Source organism: Caballeronia sp. LZ034LL, from assembly GCF_031451215.1.
Lineage (GTDB): Bacteria > Pseudomonadota > Gammaproteobacteria > Burkholderiales > Burkholderiaceae > Caballeronia.
The window spans coordinates 2,885,977-2,903,139 of the sequence record NZ_JARUXR010000001.1 but is presented as its reverse complement, the minus strand read 5'-3'; the positions used below and the strand labels follow the sequence as shown (position 1 = coordinate 2,903,139).

Genomic DNA, 17,163 nt, shown 5'->3' with positions numbered 1-17,163 from the left:
GCGTTACTGGACGACAAACTCGGTGAACAGCACTTCCTCGACGCGCACCGGCTTTTCTGCCGTGCTCGCGGCCGTTTCGACGGCGGCGCGCAGTTCGTTGGCGAGCTGTTTCTTGCCGTCGACGGTGGCGAGGTCGTCGGGACGCTTGCCCGAAAGCAGAAGCAGCACGCGGCTGCGGACTTCGGGCATGTGCTCGGTGACCAGCAATTGCACCTTCTCGTCGTGCAGCTTGAGCGTGAGGCCCGCGCGCAGGTAGTGCATGGTGCCGTCGTCGGACTGGAGGTTGACGGTGAGCGAATCGAGCGGGAAGAACACGGGCGGCGGCTCCGGAGCGGGCTTGGCCGGGCCATGGTTCTTGCCGAGGAAGAAGTACGCGCCGCCGGCGCCCGCGCCGAGCAGAACCATCGCGCCGATGGCGATGATCAGGATCTTCTTGAACTTGCCGCCCTTGGCGGGAACGATGGGTTGCTGGTTTGCGGTCGTGGTAGCCATGAATGCGTGCCTCTTTCGATAGGGTGAATTGTTGGCTATCGCGGTGTAAAGCGATGGGTCGAACAGAGGGGGGATTAGGGGCTATTCCATCTGATTGATGGAGCCCTTGGGTCGGGCGTGGTCTGAAGGGTTAACGGGGATTTGGCGGAAAACTTTTGGCTATTTGGGGGCGGGAGGGGGCGGGGCGGCGCGGGGCCGCCCCGTGCTTCAGGCCTGGTCAGGTCGGCCAGACGTCACGAACCGCTCCACCGGCTGGAGAAGGCGTTGGCAAGCGCCTGGATGATACTGGCGAGCGCCGATGACGAGCTTTGCGTCGTGCCGGACGTGGTTTGCGATGCGGATCCGAAGGGCGACTGGGTCGTGCTGCCTGACACAGCACGGGTCGACGTGGTCGCTGGGTTCGTCGAGGGGTTTCCGTCGAACGCGGTGATGCCGGCCTGGATGGAGTCTGAAACCGTACAGGTCGCGGCGGCGTATTCCACCGACAGGCCGCCGTTGCTGACTGTCCCCATGACGACGCCGTTGCTGTCGACCAGCGGGGCGCCGGAGTCACCAAACGACCAGGCCATCTGCACCCCCCAGTAGGTTCCCGCACGTGATGAAATGGGGCCGACGCTCTGGAAGGTGATTGGTGCCGTAAGGTATTCGCTCTCCGGCAACATTCCGCCTCCGATAAGCCCCAAGGCAGCAGCCACGATCAGGGGATTCGGAGTCTGGCGATAAACCACCACAGGATTGTTCGCGAAGTCCGAGATAGCCGGCGACGTGCACTTTTTGGGCAGTCTCAGAGTCTGTGTCCCGCTCGAAGAGACCGGTCGCTGCAGTTTGATGAGCGCCATGTCGATGCCCGGGATCCTGATCCAACCTGTATTTTCTACAGTCGACGCAGCTTCCTGGGAGGACGAGAACGCGCTGCCGTACGACACGCTGACCGATGTCAGCGGGCCTGGTTCGACCAGACAGTGCTCCGCGGTTATCACGACATCACCGCTGACGAGCGCGCCCGCGCATGAGTAACTATTGTTGATATGGACCTTGACATAAGCGCCTGCGTAATCGGTCGCGGCTGCGTGCGTCAATCCGGAAAATAACGTGGATGCAATGACTGAGAATACTTTGAGCCTGGATTTCAACATGAGTAAATGAGTATTTAGTTGAGGCAAATCGAGCGCGATTTTAAGCGCGCCTTCCACTTTCAGAATGTCAGGTTTTTCTGGGACCGCCTTGGATCGGATGGGTTTTCTAAAAGCTGCTCAATATTCGCTGCACAGAAACGAATGCATCGGGCGATGCGAATTTAAAAACAATCGCGCCTGCGAGCATTGACGGAGCAGCGCCTTCGCCAGCAATGAGTATCGGGAAAAGCCCATTGCACGAGCGTGACAAGGCGGTTCGCCAATACCGGATCAAGCGAGCGGACTAGTCGATCAGCCGAATCGCCTCTTTAAATCGGCGAGCTTCTGTTCTATCTTGTATGAAAAAATAGAATTGAAAGTTCGAAAATTTCCCGCCGATACAACCTTGAAATTTTTCGAAACATTTTAATTTGAGACGAGCGACGGATTTAGATAGGCCGCAACGTGAAAGCAATCGGTCTGGGCGTGACGCGCGTCCGGCTTGAATAACCTGTTGCGCTTATTTAATGCCCACCATGAAAAGAATCACGCTTGGACGCACGCCATTTTTCGCCTTGATCCTCATGCTCGGACTGGCCTTGGCCGGGTGCGGCGGAAGCAGCAACCCGCCGCAAGCCAGCACGGGACCATCGACTCCGAGCAGCCCCGCTGCGCCTGAGCCTGCATCCGCGCCGACAGCAGCCTCCACACCTACAGCGACGCCAGTCTCCGTACCGACGCCTGCGCCAGCCTCTTCACCCGCGCCAGCGTCCGCGCCAGCGCCTGCCTCCACGCCAGCCGTTCAGAATGCGCCCGGTACTTATCAGGGAGTGACAGGCGGGAGCACGATCACGAGCCCGACAGCGGTGACGATCTACGGATCCTTGTTCGGCGGATCGATAGGCGCTCCCGGGAGCAGACTGATCATCCCGGTGGTCGCACTCGGTTCGGAAACGCTGCCAACGCCATCTCCGCTGATACTGGACACCGGGTCGGCTGGCATGGCCATCAACGCACAGGACGTGTTTCCCGCGGACATGGTCAGCACCAACGGCTTCGTGTTTCCGCCCGGGCAGAGCATGCTGACTTATCACGGCATCATCGTGACCAACGTCCAGGCGAAGAAGGTTTATGGCGATGGCAGCCATGCCGAGTACGGCAATATCGGTTTTGCCACGGTGAGGTTTGGCGGGCAGGGTGAGCTGACCACGAATCTCATGCCGGTCTTGTTCAGCTACAAGATGGTCGACAGCAATGGCCAACTGCTTCAACAGCCGGAGCACGGCATCTTTGGTATCAACTCTGCGGCCGGCGCCGTCCTGGCCGCCGGTGCCAAATCATCCGGTAGTCTGAACATTTGTTCGCCGCAGTCCATCACTGCGAACGGTTGCGATTTCGTGAGCGTGCTGCGCTACCTGAACTACGCTCCGGGAGTCAATGCAGGTTTCTCGCTCGGCAATACGACTCTTGATCCGAACTGCCTCATCACCGCCTCGATGACGGGATGCACCCTTCAATCCGCGCTGACAGTGGGACTGAGCGCCGCCGACGAGCAAGCCTATTCATCCACGCCCTTGACCTGTCCTGATCCCGGGTTCACCGGATCGGACCATGGTGTGACGGCATGCGATCCCGACATTTTCGGCGGTACGATCAGCGACTCCGGTTCCGGCGAAAGTTTTGCGGCGGAGATCATCCTCGATTCCGGCACGCCGACCATGAAATTATCGGTACCCCCAACAGCGACTTTTCCGCAGTCGTTGGCTGGCGGCAGTACCGAAACCTTCACGCTGCCGGGCTCACCGCTTACCTTCAGCTATCAGGCGAACGTGGATTTGCCCTCTATCACCGCGTTTGGTGATTACGCAAAGTTGCCGAGAACGATTATCGGAATCGGCTTCTTCACCGATCACCAGATGTTTATCGACCTCAGCAGCAATCAGGAGGGCTGGAAGTGAAAGCCGCTCCGCCCAACTGACGCGACCCGGACGAGTCAGTTCGACCGTGCGCTCCACTGACACGGTCACACTGGCCGCGCCGCCAGCGTGGATATCGCTGATACCACGCATCGCCACCTTGCTGCTCGATCATCGCGCGCGCAGGAACCGCCATGAAGTTCCGCGCGCCCGATCGGCTGCATTCGCCCGTCCGATCCCGAACAACTCACTACGCTTAACGCTTGCCCACCATGAAACGACTCACTCTTGGACGCACGCCATTTTTCGCCTTGATCCTCATGCTCGGACTGGCCTTGGCCGGATGCGGAGGGAGCAGCAACCCGCCGCAAGCCAGCACGGGACCATCGACTCCGAGCAGCCCCGCTGCGCCGGAGCCTGCATCCGCGCCGACAGCAGCCTCCACACCAGCAGCGACGCCAGTCTCCGTACCGACGCCTGCGCCAGCCTCTTCACCCGCGCCAGCGTCCGCGCCAACACCTGCCTCCACGCCAGGCGTTCAAAATGCGCCCGGTACGTATCAGGGTGTTACAGGCGGCACCACTGTCACGAACCCGACAGCGGTGACGATCTACGGATCCTTATTTGGCGGATCGCCGAATGATGCTGTGAGCAGGTTGATCATCCCGGTGGTTGCACTCGGCTCGGAAACCCTGCCAACGCCATCCCCGCTGGTACTGGACACCGGGTCAGCCGGCATGACCATCAACGCGCAGGACGTGTTTCCCGCGGACATGGTCAGCACTAACGGATTCGTCTTTCCGCCCGGGCAGAACACGTTGACTTATCACGGCATCACTGTGACCAACGTGCAGGCGAAGAAGGTTTATGGTGACGGCAGCCACGCCGAGTACGGGAATATCGGTTTCGCCACGGTGAAGTTCGGCGGACAGGGCGAGCTGACCACGAGTCTCATGCCTGTTTTGTTCAGCTACAAGATGCTGAACCGCAATGGCCAACTGCTTCAACCGCCGGAGCACGGCATCTTTGGCATCAACTCGGGGGCCAACGCCGTCTCAGCATCCGGCACATTATCCGGTGACCTGAACATTTGCTCGCCGCAGACCATCAGTGCGAGCGGTTGCCACGTCGTGAGCGTGCTGCGCTATCTCAATTACGCTCCGGGAGTCAACGCGGGTTTCTCGCTCGGCAATGCGACGCTTGATCCGAACTGCTTCGTCACCCCCACGATGACGGGATGCACCCTCCAGTCGACGCTGACGGTGGGACTGAGCGCCGCCGACGAGCAAACATATGCATCCACGCCCTTGACCTGTCCGCCTTCCAAAGGCCCCACCGGATCGGACCATGGGGTAATGGCATGCGATCCCGATATTTTCGGCGGAACGATCAGCGACTCCGATTCCGGCGAAAGTTTTTCGGTGACGGAGCTCTTGCTTGATTCCGGCACTCCGACCATGAATTTATCGGTACCCCCAACGGCGACTTTTCCGCAGTCGTTGGCTGCCGGCAGTACGGAAACCTTCACGCTGCCAGGCTCACCGCTCACCTTCAGCTATCAGGCGAACGAGGATCTGCCCTCTCTCACCATATTTACTGATTACGCAAAGTTGCAGAGAACGGTTATCGGGATCGGCTTCTTCATTGATCACCGGATGTTCATCGATCTTGGCAGCAACCGGGATGGCTGGAAGTGAGCGTCGCGCCGCCGAACTGACGTGACCTGAATAGGTCGGCTCGACCGTGCGCCTCGGGAGCGCGGTCACGCTGACCGCGCCCAGCAGATTTCGCCGATACCGCGCGTTGCCGTCTTCGCTCAATCACCGCGCAGATTGACGTCGTTATTGGGCCCTCCGTGCCCAAGACGGCCGCATTCGCCGAACCGATCCGGACGCCACGCGCGCCTGATCCCGATTCACCTATTGCGCTAATCGCATAACCACCATGAAACGAATCAAGCCAGGACGCATGCCATTTTTCGCTTTGATCCTTTTGCTCGGCCTGGCCTTGGCCGGATGCGGAGGGGGCAGCAACTCGCCGCAAGCCAGCACGGGACCATCGAACCCGAATGCTCCAACCGCGCCTGCCTCGGCGCCGACGCCCGCGTCTGAACCGACACCGGCACCAACGCCTGCTTCAGCTCCGACGCCAGCCTCGGCGACCACGCCAGCCCCGGCGTCCGCACCAACACCAGCCTCCACACCAGCCGTTCAGAACGCGCCCGGAACCGTTCAGGGTGTGACAGGCGGGAACACGGTCACGAGCCCGACAGCGGTGACGGTCTACGGATCTTTAGCGAATCCTGATAACAAGCTGATCATCCCGGTGGTCGCACTCGGCTCTCTAACGCTGCCAACGCCTTCTCCACTGGTGCTGGACACTGGATCAGCCGGCATGGTCATCAATGCACAGGATGTGTTCCCCGCGACCATGGTTAGCACCAGTGGGTTCGTGTTTCCGCCCGGGCAGAACACAATGACTTATCACGGCATCACCGTAACCAATGTACAGGTCTCCAAGAGCTTCGGCGGCGGCGGCCATATCGACTACGGCAATATCGGTTTCGCCACGGTCAGATTTGGCGGCCACGGCGAGTTGACCACGAATCTGATGCCCGTCTTGTTCAGCTATAAAACCCTCGACGGCAATGGCCAGCCGCTTAACCTGCCGTGGCACGGCACGTTCGGTGTCCACGCGGGCAATTACTCCGCCGTGGCATCCGGTGCCGCCTCATCCGGTAGCCTGAACCTCTGCTCGCTGCAGTCCATCAACTCGAACGGCTGCGATACCGTGAGCGTGCTGCGCTACCTGAATTACGCTCCGGGCGTCAATGCGGGCTTCTCGCTTGGCAATGCGACTCTTGATCCGAACTGCGCCATCACCGCCACGATGACGGGTTGTACCCTTCAGGCCCCGCTGACGGTGGGACTGAGCGCCGCCGATGAGCAAGCTTATGCATCCATGACCCTGACCTGTCCGCCTTCTGGCGGACCTGCCGGATCGGATCATGGAGTAACGGCATGCGATCCCGACATTCCCGGCTTCACGATCAGCGACTCGGGCTCCGGCGAGAGTTTCAAGACAAAGATCATCTTCGATTCCGGCACCGCGGACATGCAATTCTTGGTAGCCCCGACAGCGACATTTCCGCGGTCGTTGACCCCTCTGAGCACGGAAACCTTGGTGCTGGCGGCCTCACCGTTCACCTACAGCTATCAGGTGGACGCGGATTTGCCCTTTATCACCAAATTTGGGGATTACGCGAAGTCGGACAGAACAATCATCGGAATCGGCTTCTTCACCAATCACGAGATGTTCATCGACTTCGGCAGCAACCTCGAGGGCTGGAAATGAGCGTTGCACTGCAAAGCGGACGCGACCCGGGCCGGTCGTCGACCGTACGCCGCGCGGGCACGGTCACCCTGGCCGTGCCGCCATCGCAGATACCGAACGTCGCCGCGTCTGCTCGATCACCGCCGCGGGGAGAAGCCGCTATCGGGCCGTGTGTACCCGACGCGGCCACATTCGTGGAATCGAGCCGGACGTAACGCTCGCCCGATCCCGATTCACTTATTGCGCTAATCGAATAACCACGATGAAACGAATCAAGCCAGGACGCATGCCATGTTTCGCTTTGATCCTTTTGCTCGGCCTGGCCTTGGCCGGATGCGGAGGGGGCAGCAACTCGCCGCAAGCCAGCACAGGATCATCGACCCCGAGCGGGTCCGCTGCGTCTGCGCCTGCGTCTGCATCCGCGCCGCCAGCAGCCTCTACACCAACAGCGACGCCAGCTTCCGTAACGGCGCCTGCGCCAGCATCTTCATCCACGCCAGCGTCCGCGCCAACGCCTGCCTCCACGCCAGCCGTTCAGAATGCGCCCGGAACCGTTCAGGGTGTGACAGGCGGGAGCACGGTCGCGAGCCCGACAGCCGTGACGATCTACGGATCGTTGGCCAATCCTGTGAACAAGCTGATCATCCCGGTGGTCGCACTCGGTTCGCTGACCTTGCCGACGCCCTCCCAACTGGACCTGGATACCGGGTCGGCCGGTATGATCATCGACGCACAGGACGTGTTTCCCCCGGACATGGTCGGCACCAACGGATTCGTGTTCCCGCCTGGCCAGAACACGCTGAGTTATCACGGCATCGTCGTGACTAATGTGCAAGCAACGAAGGGCTATGACGGCAGCGCAGAGACCGACTACGGCAATATCGGATTCGCCACGGTGAAATTCGGTGGACGCGGCGAGCTGACCACGAATGTGATGCCAGTCCTGTTCGTTTATAAGTCGCTCGACGGCAATGGCCAGCCGCTTCAATTCCCGTATCAAGGCGTGTTTGGCATCAACTCGAGCTCCAACCCCGCGCTGGCAGCCGGCGCCACCTCATCCACCAGCCTGAACATTTGCTCGCTTCAGTCCATCACTGCGAACGGCTGCGACTTCGTGAGTGTGCTGCGCTATCTGAACTACTCCGCCGGAGTGAATGCGGGCTTCTCGCTTGGCAATGCGACTCTTGATCCGAACTGCGCGATCACTTCCGCGATGACGGGATGCACTCTTCAACCGGCGCTGACGGTGGGCCTGAGCGTAGCCGACGAGCAAACTTATACCTCTGTGCCCTTGAGCTGTTCGAAAGGGCCTACCGCATCGGACCTTGGCGTGACGGCATGCAATGCCAACATTCGCGGCTTCACGATCAGCGACTCCGACTCCGGCGAAAGTTTCAAGACGCCGATCCTGTTCGATTCTGGCACGCCAATCATGAAGTTCTCGGTTCCCCCCGACGGCGACATTTCCGCAGTCGTTAACTCCCGCCAGTACGGAAACGGTGACGCTGGCAGGCTCCCCGTTCACTTATAGCTATCCGGTGGACCAAGGGGTGCCCTATGTCACCCTGTTTTCCGACTACGCGACGTCGAGGCTAACGATTATAGGAATCGGCTTCTTCACTGATCACCGGATGTTCATTGACCTCGGCAGCAATCGGGAGGGCTGGAAGTGAAAGGTCGCGCCGCCTCGCTGATGCTGTGCGTGCAGAAAGCGCCATCAAGCCCGGTGTGCCCGACGCAGGTGCATTCGCCGAACCGATCCGGACGCGACGCGCGTCCGATCCCAATTACTACATTGCGCTCAACGAATACCCACCATGAAAAGAACCACCCCAGGACGCACGCCATTTCTCGCTTTGATCCTCTCGCTCGGGTTGGCGTGGGCAGGCAGCGGCACCGCGAATGCCGGCACGGAAACGTCGACTCAGGCCGCTCTCGCTGAGTCAGTCCCCGCCGTTCAACACGCGCCCGGAACAGTCCAGGGTGTGAGCGGCGGAAGCACGGTCACGACCCCGACAGCGGTGACGATCTACGGAACGCTCGGCCATCCCGTGAGCAAGCTGATCATCCCCGTGGTCGCACTCGGTTCGCAAAATCTGCCAACCCCTTCCCCGCTGGTGCTGGACACCGGTTCGTCCGGCATGGTCATCGACGCACAGGACGTGTTTCCCGCGGACGTGGTCAGCACCGACGGTTTCGTGTTTCCACCCGGGCAGAACACGCTGACTTACCACGGCATCACCATAACCAAGGTGCAGGCAAGCAAGACCTACGGTGTCGTTGGCAACGCCCACACCGACTACGGCAATATCGGTTTCGCCACGGTGAAGTTCGGCGGGCATGGCGAACTGACCACGAACCTGATGCCAGTCCTGTTCAGCTATAAAACGCTCGACGGCAATGGCCGGCCGCTGCACCTGGCGTGGCACGGCACGTTCGGTATCGACCCCGCTGCCAGCGCTGCCCTGGCACCTGGTGCCGCCCCATCTCGCAGCCTGAACATATGCTCGCCGCAGTCCATCAATGCGAACGGCTGCGACTTCGTGAGCGTGCTGCGCTACCTGAATTACGCTGCAGGCGTGAATGCGGGCTTCTCGCTCGGCAATGCGGCGCTTGATCCGAACTGCGCCATTACCGCCACAATGACGGGATGCAGTTTTCACCCGGCGTTGACGGTGGGACTGAGCGAAACGGACGAGCAAGCTTATGCATCCATACCGTTGATCTGTCCGCCGCCTCGCGGAATGACTGGATCGGACCACGGTGTGACGGCATGCGTCCCCAACGTTGCCGGCTTCACGATCCGCGACTCCGATTCCGGCGCGAGTTTCAAGACCAAGGTCATCTTCGATTCCGGCACGCCGATCATGAGATTCTCGGTGCCCCCCGGGGCGGCGTTCCCGCAGTCGCTGGCTGACGGCAGCACGGAAACCTTGACGCTGGCGGACTCGCCGTTCAGCTACAGCTATCGGGTGGAGGAGGCACAGCCCTCTGTCACCCGATTGTCTGACCGCGCGAAGTCGCCGAGAACGATCATCGGAATCGGCTTCTTCACCGATCACCGGATGTTTATCGACTTCAGCAGCAATCGAGAGGGCTGGAAGTAAAGTCGCGCCGCCAGACTGACGCGACGCGACCCGCATCAATCAGGCAAACGTATCGACGAGCCCGACCGTGCGCCGTACCGGCACGGTCACGCTGGCCGTGCTGCCATCGTCGATACCGCCGACACCGCCGATCCCACCCGTACCACGCCCGCTGCCCGAGCCCGAACGCCCGTCGCCGCCTTGCTGCTGCGACTGCCGCGCGAACGCGGAGCCATCGGAAACGGACGCACTGCCGAGGCTGATGCCGTTCGCTTCCATTGCCTCGCGCAACTTCGGCATCGCGGCTTCGACCGCTTCCCGCACCTGCGCATGCTGCGACACGAACAACGCGTGCGCGTGATTCTCGGAAACCTGCAGCGTGACTTGCAGCGGCCCGAGGTCCTTCGGATTGAGCGTCAGTTCCGCGCTTTGCTGATCGGACTTCGACACGAACACGACCTTCTGACTGAACGCATCGTCCCAGCCGGAAGCGCCGACATGCGGCGCGATCGCCGCGCTGGTGGAAGCCGCCATCGAGCCCTGCGTGCCGGACACGGCCGAACTGCCCGTCGCCGATTGCATCGCCACCGCGTGGGCCGCGGCGTCCGCTGCCTGTTTGTACGCGGCGGTCGCGGCATCGGCGGGCATTGCCGTCGCTGACTGACCGCCGGCGAGCGCCGCGACATCGGTCTGCGCGGTGGCCGCGTGGGTGTCGGCGCTTGCGTTTGCCGCAGAGTTCAGTCCAACGAGACCCGCGCCCTTGCCGCCCTTGGCGAACAGACCGGTCTGTTCATCGCCCTCCTTGCCGACTTCGCGCGCCGCACCGGCCGCGCCCGTCGCGACGTTCGCCGGCAAGGCGGCGGGCGTCTGCTGGTTCAGCGCAGCAAGCGCCGCCTGCAATGCATCCTGCGCCGATTTCGCATCGCCGCTCTTTTGCGTGCCGTCGGTGGATTTCGGGTCATCGGTGGCGCTCGTCGCAACGGCGGCGGCCGCATCGGTCAGGTCCGTGAGCGTCGGGTCAGTGTCGTCGTCGGCATTGGCTGCATCTGCGAGCGCCTTGGCTTTGGCCTGCGCGGCCGCTGCCGCATCCTGCGCGGAGCCTTCGGATTGCGCGGCCGGCTTCGATGCATCGGCCGTCGTGGACTTGCCCGGACGAGCCGCTGCGCTCGTCTTCGCGCCCGCATCGGCTTGATTGGCTTGCGACGCGCCCTGCGCATCGGTGGCGTCGGCGCTCTTCGATGCCGCGTCGGACCGGTCGTCCGGCTTGGGCGCGTCATGCACGCTCGACGTGTCGCCCGACTGCTGCGCCGAGTCGGCCAGCGCGCGGGCGGCCTGTGCGTCGGCGTTGGCGCGGTCGGTGATGCCTTGCAGCGTCAGTCCGAACGACGCCCCCGCGCTCGCCACGCGCTGCGCCGTGGTCTTGCTCGAAGATGAGGCGCCCGACAGCGCGCCAAGGAGGGAAACGGAGGACATGCGTAGCCTCTGGAAATCGGTGGGAGTGTTTGATCGGTCAGGACGACGCGCGCTCGGCGCGCATGCGCAGGATCTTGGCTGCGTGTTCGTCGGCCTCGCGCTGTTCGACGCGCGCCGCCTTTTTGGCAAGCATCGCCTCGCCGCGCGCGGCCAGCACTTCGTAACTGCCGAGCTTCTGCTTCTTCATGCGCCAGTCCGGCTTGGCGGCTTCGATGCGCTGATCGGCCATCAACAACGCCGTGCGCTGTTGCGCGATCGCCGAATCGAGCGTGTCGACGAACGCCTGGAAATTGCGCAGCGTCTGCGCCGTGGTGCCCTGTTGCGCCGACGCGGTGAAGCGCGCGTGATACTCGTCCCGATAGGTGATGAGCGAATTCAGCTGCGCCTCGAGGTCGTTTCGTTCCTGCTGGAGCTTGCCGAGTTTCTTCGTCGCGGCGTCGAGTTCTTCGCCTGCGAGTTCGATGAGGGTGTTGATCGGCAGATTCTTGGACATGGCGTGACGATCCCGTATGGTCTTCTGGTTTTGTCTGACTAATGAGCTGGATACTAGTCGAAAACTATTCGAAGAGTTGATTCAGCATTTCGATGCTCGGCTCGAACGGCGCCTGCTCCCTGAAACCCTGCTGCAGGAACGACTCCATGCGCGGATACAGCGCGATCGCCCGGTCGAGCAACTGGTCGCGGCCGCTCGAATACGCGCCCACGTTGATCAGGTCCTTGTTGCGCTGGTAACGCGACAACATCTGCTTGAACAGGCGCACGCGCTCGAGATGCCGGTCGTCGATGAGCGAGGTCATCGCGCGGCTGATCGACTGTTCGATGTCGATCGCGGGATAGTGGCCCGCTTCCGCCAGCGAACGATTCAGCACGATGTGGCCGTCGAGAATCGCGCGGGCCGAATCGGCGATCGGGTCCTGCTGGTCGTCGCCTTCGGTGAGCACGGTGTAGAACGCGGTGATCGAGCCGCCGCCTTCCGGGCCGTTGCCGGTCCGCTCGACGAGCGCCGGCAGCTTCGCGAACACCGACGGCGGATAACCCTTGGTCGCAGGCGGCTCGCCGATCGCCAGCGCAATCTCGCGCTGCGCCATCGCGTAACGCGTCAGCGAATCCATCAGCATCAGGACGTGCTTGCCCTGATCGCGGAAATATTCGGCGAGCGAGGTCGTATAGGCGGCGGCCTGCATGCGCAGCACCGGCGACACGTCGGCGGGCGCGGCCACCACCACCGAGCGCGCGAGGCCGTCTTCGCCCAGGATCTGCTCGATGAATTCCTTCACTTCGCGGCCCCGTTCGCCGATCAGCCCGATCACGATCACTTCCGCGCTCGTATAGCGGGCCATCGTGCCGAGCAGGACGGACTTGCCGACGCCGGAACCCGCGAACAGGCCCATGCGCTGTCCGCGTCCGACGGTCAGCAGCGAATTGATCGCGCGCACGCCGACGTCGAGCACCTTGTGGATCGGCTCTCGATTCAGCGGGTTGATGACCGGCGCGGACAGCGGCGCGTCGACGCGCGCGTTGAGCGGACCGAGACCGTCGAGCGGACGGCCCGATGCATCGACGACCCGGCCGAGCATTTCCCAGCCCACCGGCAGGCGCTTGGCGCCCGCCATCGGGTCGTTGATCGGCGCGCTTTCGAGCGGATAGACGCGTGCGCCGGGCAGCAGGCCGGCCACTTCGGTGGTCGGCATGAGGAACAGCTTGTCGCCCGAGAAGCCGACGACTTCGGCTTCGGCGCTCGGAATCGCGCTGCCGGGCGGCAGCTCGATCATGCATTCGGAGCCGACGCCCATCTTCAGGCCGACTGCTTCGAGCACGAGGCCGGCGGCGCGCGTCAGGCGGCCGCACGGACGCAGCGGCTTGGCGAGCGCGCTGCGCGTGCGCAGGGCGTCGAGCTTGTCGCGCCACGCGTCGATGTGCGGATTGCCGGCGATATCGGCGAGTTCGGCGATGGTGCGCGCGGCGAGTTCCTCGGGCGTGGGCTCGTCGGCGGCTTCATCGGCGGCGAGCGGGCCGAACGACGCGCGCGCGAGTTCCTGTTCGAGCGCGCTCAGGCCGTCCTGCGTGATGCGGTGCGCGTTCGGGTGGGCGTGCGAATGTGCGTGCGGATGCACGGCCGACGATGCGGGTTGATTTACCACGGCTTGTGTCTCCCGAGGGCAGCCACGACGCGCTCCCAGCGCGATACGTTGGTCGAGTCGACTTCGCCCGTCGCCGCATGCGCCTTGCAGCCGCCGCGCTCGACGATCGGGTCGGGACGCACGGTCCAGCCGGCGCCTTCGAGTTCGTCCTTCAGATAAGCATCGACGACCGGCATGTCGGCCGGATTGACGATCAGCGTCGGCGCGCCCGACAGTTCCGGCTCCGCCGCGATCACCTCGCGCGCCACCGCGACCAGCGCGGTCGGATCGAGCGCGAGATGCTGGCGCACGACCTGCTGCGCGATATCGACCGCCAGTTCGGCGAGCGCTTCCGCGATGGCCGCATCCGCCGCCTGCAACGCGGTCTTGAAGGAGTCCGCGATCTCGGCAAGGCGCGCGGCCTGCGCCAGCGCTTCCTTGCGGCCGTCTTCGAAGCCCTTCGCCTGGCCTTGTTCGTAGCCGGCCTGATAGCCAAGCGCCTGGCCCGCGACGTGACCCTTGGCGAGTCCCTGTGCGTGCGCGTCTTCCTCGACGCGGCGCAGGTGCGTCTCGAGCGCGGCCTGTTCCGCCGCGCTGTTGTCGACCTTGACGTTGACGGGATCGAAGGACGCCATCTCCCAGCGCTGGTACGCCGAGAGCGGAGCCTTGTCCGGGCCCTTGTGCGCGCGGGCGTCAGACATACGCATCCTCCGCCTTGCCGCCCAGCTGGATCTGGCCGTTTTCCGCGAGGTTGCGGACGATCTGCAGGACCTTGCGCTGCTGCTGCTCCACTTCCGACACGCGCACCGGACCGCGCGAATCGAGGTCTTCCGCAAGCAGTTCGGCGGCGCGCTGCGACATGTTCGACAGGAACTTCTGGCGCAGCGCCGGCTGCGCGCCCTTCAGCGAGACGATCAGCGTCTCGGACTCCACTTCCTTCAGCAGCAGCTGGATCGCGCGGTCTTCGAGGTCGAGCAGGTTCTCGAACACGAACATCTGGTCGATGATCTTCTGCGCGAGTTCCGCGTCGTACTCGCGGACGTTCGAGATCACGCCTTCCTCATGGTTGCTCGACATGAAGTTGAGAATCTCGGCCGCCGTCCGGATGCCGCCCATCGGCGCGCGCTTCAGATTGTCGCTGCCGGAGAGGAGGGTGGTCAGCACGTCGTCGAGTTCGCGCAGCGCGGCGGGCTGGATGCCGTCGAGCGTCGCGATGCGCAGCAGCACGTCGTTGCGCAGACGCTCGGTCAGCAGCGAGACGATCTCCGACGCCTGATCGCGGTCCAGGTGCACGAGGATCGTCGCGATGATCTGCGGATGCTCGTTCTTGATCAGTTCCGCGACCGCGCCCGAGTCCATCCACTTGAGGCCTTCGATGCCGCTCGTGTCGCTGCCCTGCAGGATCCGGTCGATCAGCGCGCCGGCCTTGGTTTCGCCGAGCGCCTTGGTCAGCACCGAGCGGATGTACTCGCTCGAATCGAGCGACAGCGCCGTGTGCTGCTCGGCCTCGCTGACGAATTCGGTCAGCACGTTGTCGAGCTGCTCGCGCGTCACGTTCTTCAATGCCGCCATGGTCGCGCCGATCTTCTGCACTTCGCGCGGCGCGAGGTACTTGAAAACTTCGGCGGCTTCTTCCTCGCCGATCGACATCAGCAGGAGCGCGGCTTTATTCAGGCCTTCAGCGTTCATCGGACACCCAGTTCTTGACGACCGTCGCAACGATTCTCGCGTCCTGACGCGCGACCATGCGCGCGTAGTCGAGATTGCGATCGAATTTGGCTTTCTTGCTTTCGTGACCGAGGAGACTCACCTCGGCATCCTTGTCTTCATCGTCCTTCTTGTCGCCGCCGGCCGCGGGGCCGTCGAGCAGCGAGAGTTCGTCCGGCGCGGCCAGCGACGGCGCCATTTCGGGCGGCGGCGGGAACGCACGGCGCATCGCCGGCTTCACCATGCTGAAGTACAGGAACAGCCCGACGATGCCGATGCCCAGGTACTTCGCCGCCTGGATGCCCATGCCGATCGACTCCGGCGTCTTCCACCACGGCACGTCCGGCGTCACGTTCAGGTCGGCGGAGAACGCGCTGTTGACCACGTTCACCGAGTCGCCACGCTTGTCGTCGAAGCCCATCGCGTCCTTCACGAGCTGCTGCACCTGCGCGAGCTTGTCGGCGGCGAGCGGCGTCATCGTCACGTTGCCCTTGGCGTCGACCTTCTTCTCGTAGTTCACGACCACCGCCACCGACAGGCGCTTGATGCCGCCGGTCGCCTGCTCGAAATGGCGCACGGTGCGGTCCACTTCGTAGTTCGTCGTGGTGTCCTTGCGCTGGTTCTGCGGCGTGGACTTGGCGCTGGCGCCGGCTGGGCCGGACGCGGCGGCATCGACCGGCGCGGAAGCGGCTTGCGGCGGCTGGTTGGAGAGCGCGCCCGGCACGCCGGATGCGCCGCTGCCCGAGGTTTCGCTCGATTCGCTCGACTGCTGGCTGCGGATCGCGGTGTTTTGCGCGTTGCCGTTCGGGCCGTAGCTTTCGGCGGTCTGTTCGAGCTTCGAGAAATCGATGTCCGCGCTGACCTGCGAGCGGGCGTTGCCGGCGCCGAACAGCGGCGCGAGGATCGCGTCGATGCGCTTCTGCGTGTTGTGCTCGATCTGCTGCACGTACTTCAGCTGCGAGGCGTCGAGGCCGTTGGCGACGCTCTGGCTGGTGAGCAGGTTGCCGTCCTGATCGACGATATTGACGTTCTTGACCGGCATGTCCGCCACGCCCGACGCCACCATGTGCGCGATCGCCAGCACCTGGCCTTCGTCGAGCACGCGTCCCGGATACAGGTTGACCATCACGGAGGCGGTCGGGAGTTCCTTGTCGCGCACGAACACGCTGGGCTTCGGAATGGCCAGATGCACGCGCGCCGACTTCACCGACGAGATCGAACCGATGGTGCGCTCCAGCTCGCCTTCGAGCGCGCGCTGATAGTTGACCTGCTCGGCGAACTGGCTGATGCCGAACTTCTGGTTGTCCATCAGCTCGAAGCCGACCGAACCGGCCTTCGGCAGGCCCTGGCTTGCCAAGCGCAGGCGGGTTTCGTGAACCTGCTCGGCCGGGACGAGGATCGCGCCGCCGCCGTCGGAGAGCTTGTAGGGAATATTGCCCTGCTGGAGCGCGGCAACGATTGCGCCGCCGTCGCGGTCCGAAAGATTGGAGAAGAGGACGCGGTAGTCCGGCTGGCGCGACCACATGACGAGGCCCGCGACGACCATCACCAGAATGGCGACGGCGACGATCAGCGGCACGCGCGGGTTCGAGCGGAACTGGTTGAGCATCGGCACGCGCTGCGCGAAACCGCCGAAGTCGGCGCCGCCTGCGAGGCCCGGGCCTGCCGTTCCGGCTGCGCCGGGTTGTGCGCCCGCCAGGCCCAGTCTGGCATCGGGCGTGATGAGTGAGTTATTGGGCGTTTCCATTTAGCGTCGAGGCTCCGAATCTTTTGCTTCCACCGCGGCCGCCGGGCTTCTTGAACGGCGGCAGTGGACTTTTCACGATGGGGATTATCCGCAGAAGATTGCAACTCGATTCAGCGAATAGAGCGGGGTTTTCCCCGTTCTTCCCGCGCTTTGAAACGACACCCGCTGCTAAGC

At 63.2% G+C, this 17,163-nt stretch carries 13 protein-coding genes; 5 read left to right on the top strand and 8 right to left on the bottom strand.

Translation table 11 applies throughout. From position 1 onward, the window contains the following. Positions 1-3 precede the first annotated feature (3 nt). Both fliL and QCE83_RS13380 read right to left on the bottom strand, forming a co-directional pair. Positions 4-492, bottom strand: coding sequence for a flagellar basal body-associated protein FliL (gene fliL / locus QCE83_RS13385; RefSeq protein ID WP_309810727.1), 489 nt, complete (start codon positions 490-492; stop codon positions 4-6). A 233-nt stretch (positions 493-725) separates the two neighbouring features. Continuing rightward, a complete protein-coding gene (locus tag QCE83_RS13380) occupies positions 726-1,685 on the bottom strand; it encodes a trypsin-like serine protease (protein WP_309810724.1) in 960 nt (319 codons plus the stop codon). Between the two features lie 788 nt (positions 1,686-2,473). On the opposite strand from QCE83_RS13380, the gene QCE83_RS13375 reads away from it, so the two are divergent. The 5 genes from QCE83_RS13375 (at position 2,474) to QCE83_RS13355 (ending at position 9,963) form a co-directional block, all read left to right on the top strand. Further along, on the top strand, positions 2,474-3,565 hold the full coding sequence (locus QCE83_RS13375; protein WP_309810721.1) for a hypothetical protein: 1,092 nt from the start codon (positions 2,474-2,476) through the stop codon (positions 3,563-3,565). Between the two features lie 560 nt (positions 3,566-4,125). Next, complete coding sequence (locus QCE83_RS13370) at positions 4,126-5,220, top strand: hypothetical protein (protein WP_309810718.1); 1,095 nt, start codon at positions 4,126-4,128, stop codon at positions 5,218-5,220. Positions 5,221-5,467: 247 nt separating this feature from the next. Further along, the gene (locus tag QCE83_RS13365) at positions 5,468-6,877 is read left to right on the top strand and encodes a hypothetical protein (protein WP_309810715.1); all 1,410 of its coding nucleotides are present in this window, start codon (positions 5,468-5,470) and stop codon (positions 6,875-6,877) included. Positions 6,878-7,454: 577 nt separating this feature from the next. Next, on the top strand, positions 7,455-8,387 hold the full coding sequence (locus QCE83_RS13360) for a hypothetical protein (RefSeq protein WP_309810712.1): 933 nt from the start codon (positions 7,455-7,457) through the stop codon (positions 8,385-8,387). 286 nt (positions 8,388-8,673) lie between these two features. Beyond that, the gene (locus tag QCE83_RS13355) at positions 8,674-9,963 is read left to right on the top strand and encodes a hypothetical protein (protein WP_309810710.1); all 1,290 of its coding nucleotides are present in this window, start codon (positions 8,674-8,676) and stop codon (positions 9,961-9,963) included. Between the two features lie 39 nt (positions 9,964-10,002). Here QCE83_RS13355 and QCE83_RS13350 read toward each other — a convergent pair whose 3' ends face one another. From QCE83_RS13350 to fliF, 6 genes are all read right to left on the bottom strand, one after another. Next, positions 10,003-11,415: a flagellar hook-length control protein FliK gene (locus tag QCE83_RS13350; RefSeq protein ID WP_309810707.1), complete on the bottom strand. Its 1,413-nt coding sequence runs from the start codon at positions 11,413-11,415 to the stop codon at positions 10,003-10,005. Positions 11,416-11,452: 37 nt separating this feature from the next. After that, entirely contained in the window at positions 11,453-11,908 is a 456-nt protein-coding gene (gene fliJ / locus QCE83_RS13345) for a flagellar export protein FliJ (protein ID WP_309810704.1), read from the bottom strand. Between the two features lie 64 nt (positions 11,909-11,972). Continuing rightward, complete coding sequence (gene fliI / locus QCE83_RS13340) at positions 11,973-13,484, bottom strand: flagellar protein export ATPase FliI (RefSeq protein ID WP_309811739.1); 1,512 nt, start codon at positions 13,482-13,484, stop codon at positions 11,973-11,975. A gap of 65 nt (positions 13,485-13,549) precedes the next feature. Beyond that, the gene (fliH, locus tag QCE83_RS13335; protein ID WP_404984622.1) at positions 13,550-14,242 is read right to left on the bottom strand and encodes a flagellar assembly protein FliH; all 693 of its coding nucleotides are present in this window, start codon (positions 14,240-14,242) and stop codon (positions 13,550-13,552) included. Further along, positions 14,229-15,224 carry a flagellar motor switch protein FliG gene (fliG, locus tag QCE83_RS13330; protein WP_044041713.1) on the bottom strand — a complete coding sequence of 332 codons (996 nt, stop codon included), beginning with the start codon at positions 15,222-15,224 and terminating at the stop codon, positions 14,229-14,231. Before fliG ends, fliH begins: the two co-directional genes overlap by 14 nt. Continuing rightward, positions 15,214-16,989 (bottom strand): flagellar basal-body MS-ring/collar protein FliF, encoded by a 1,776-nt coding sequence (gene fliF, locus QCE83_RS13325; RefSeq protein WP_309810694.1) that lies wholly within the window; start codon positions 16,987-16,989, stop codon positions 15,214-15,216. Before fliF ends, fliG begins: the two co-directional genes overlap by 11 nt. Positions 16,990-17,163: the final 174 nt, after the last annotated feature.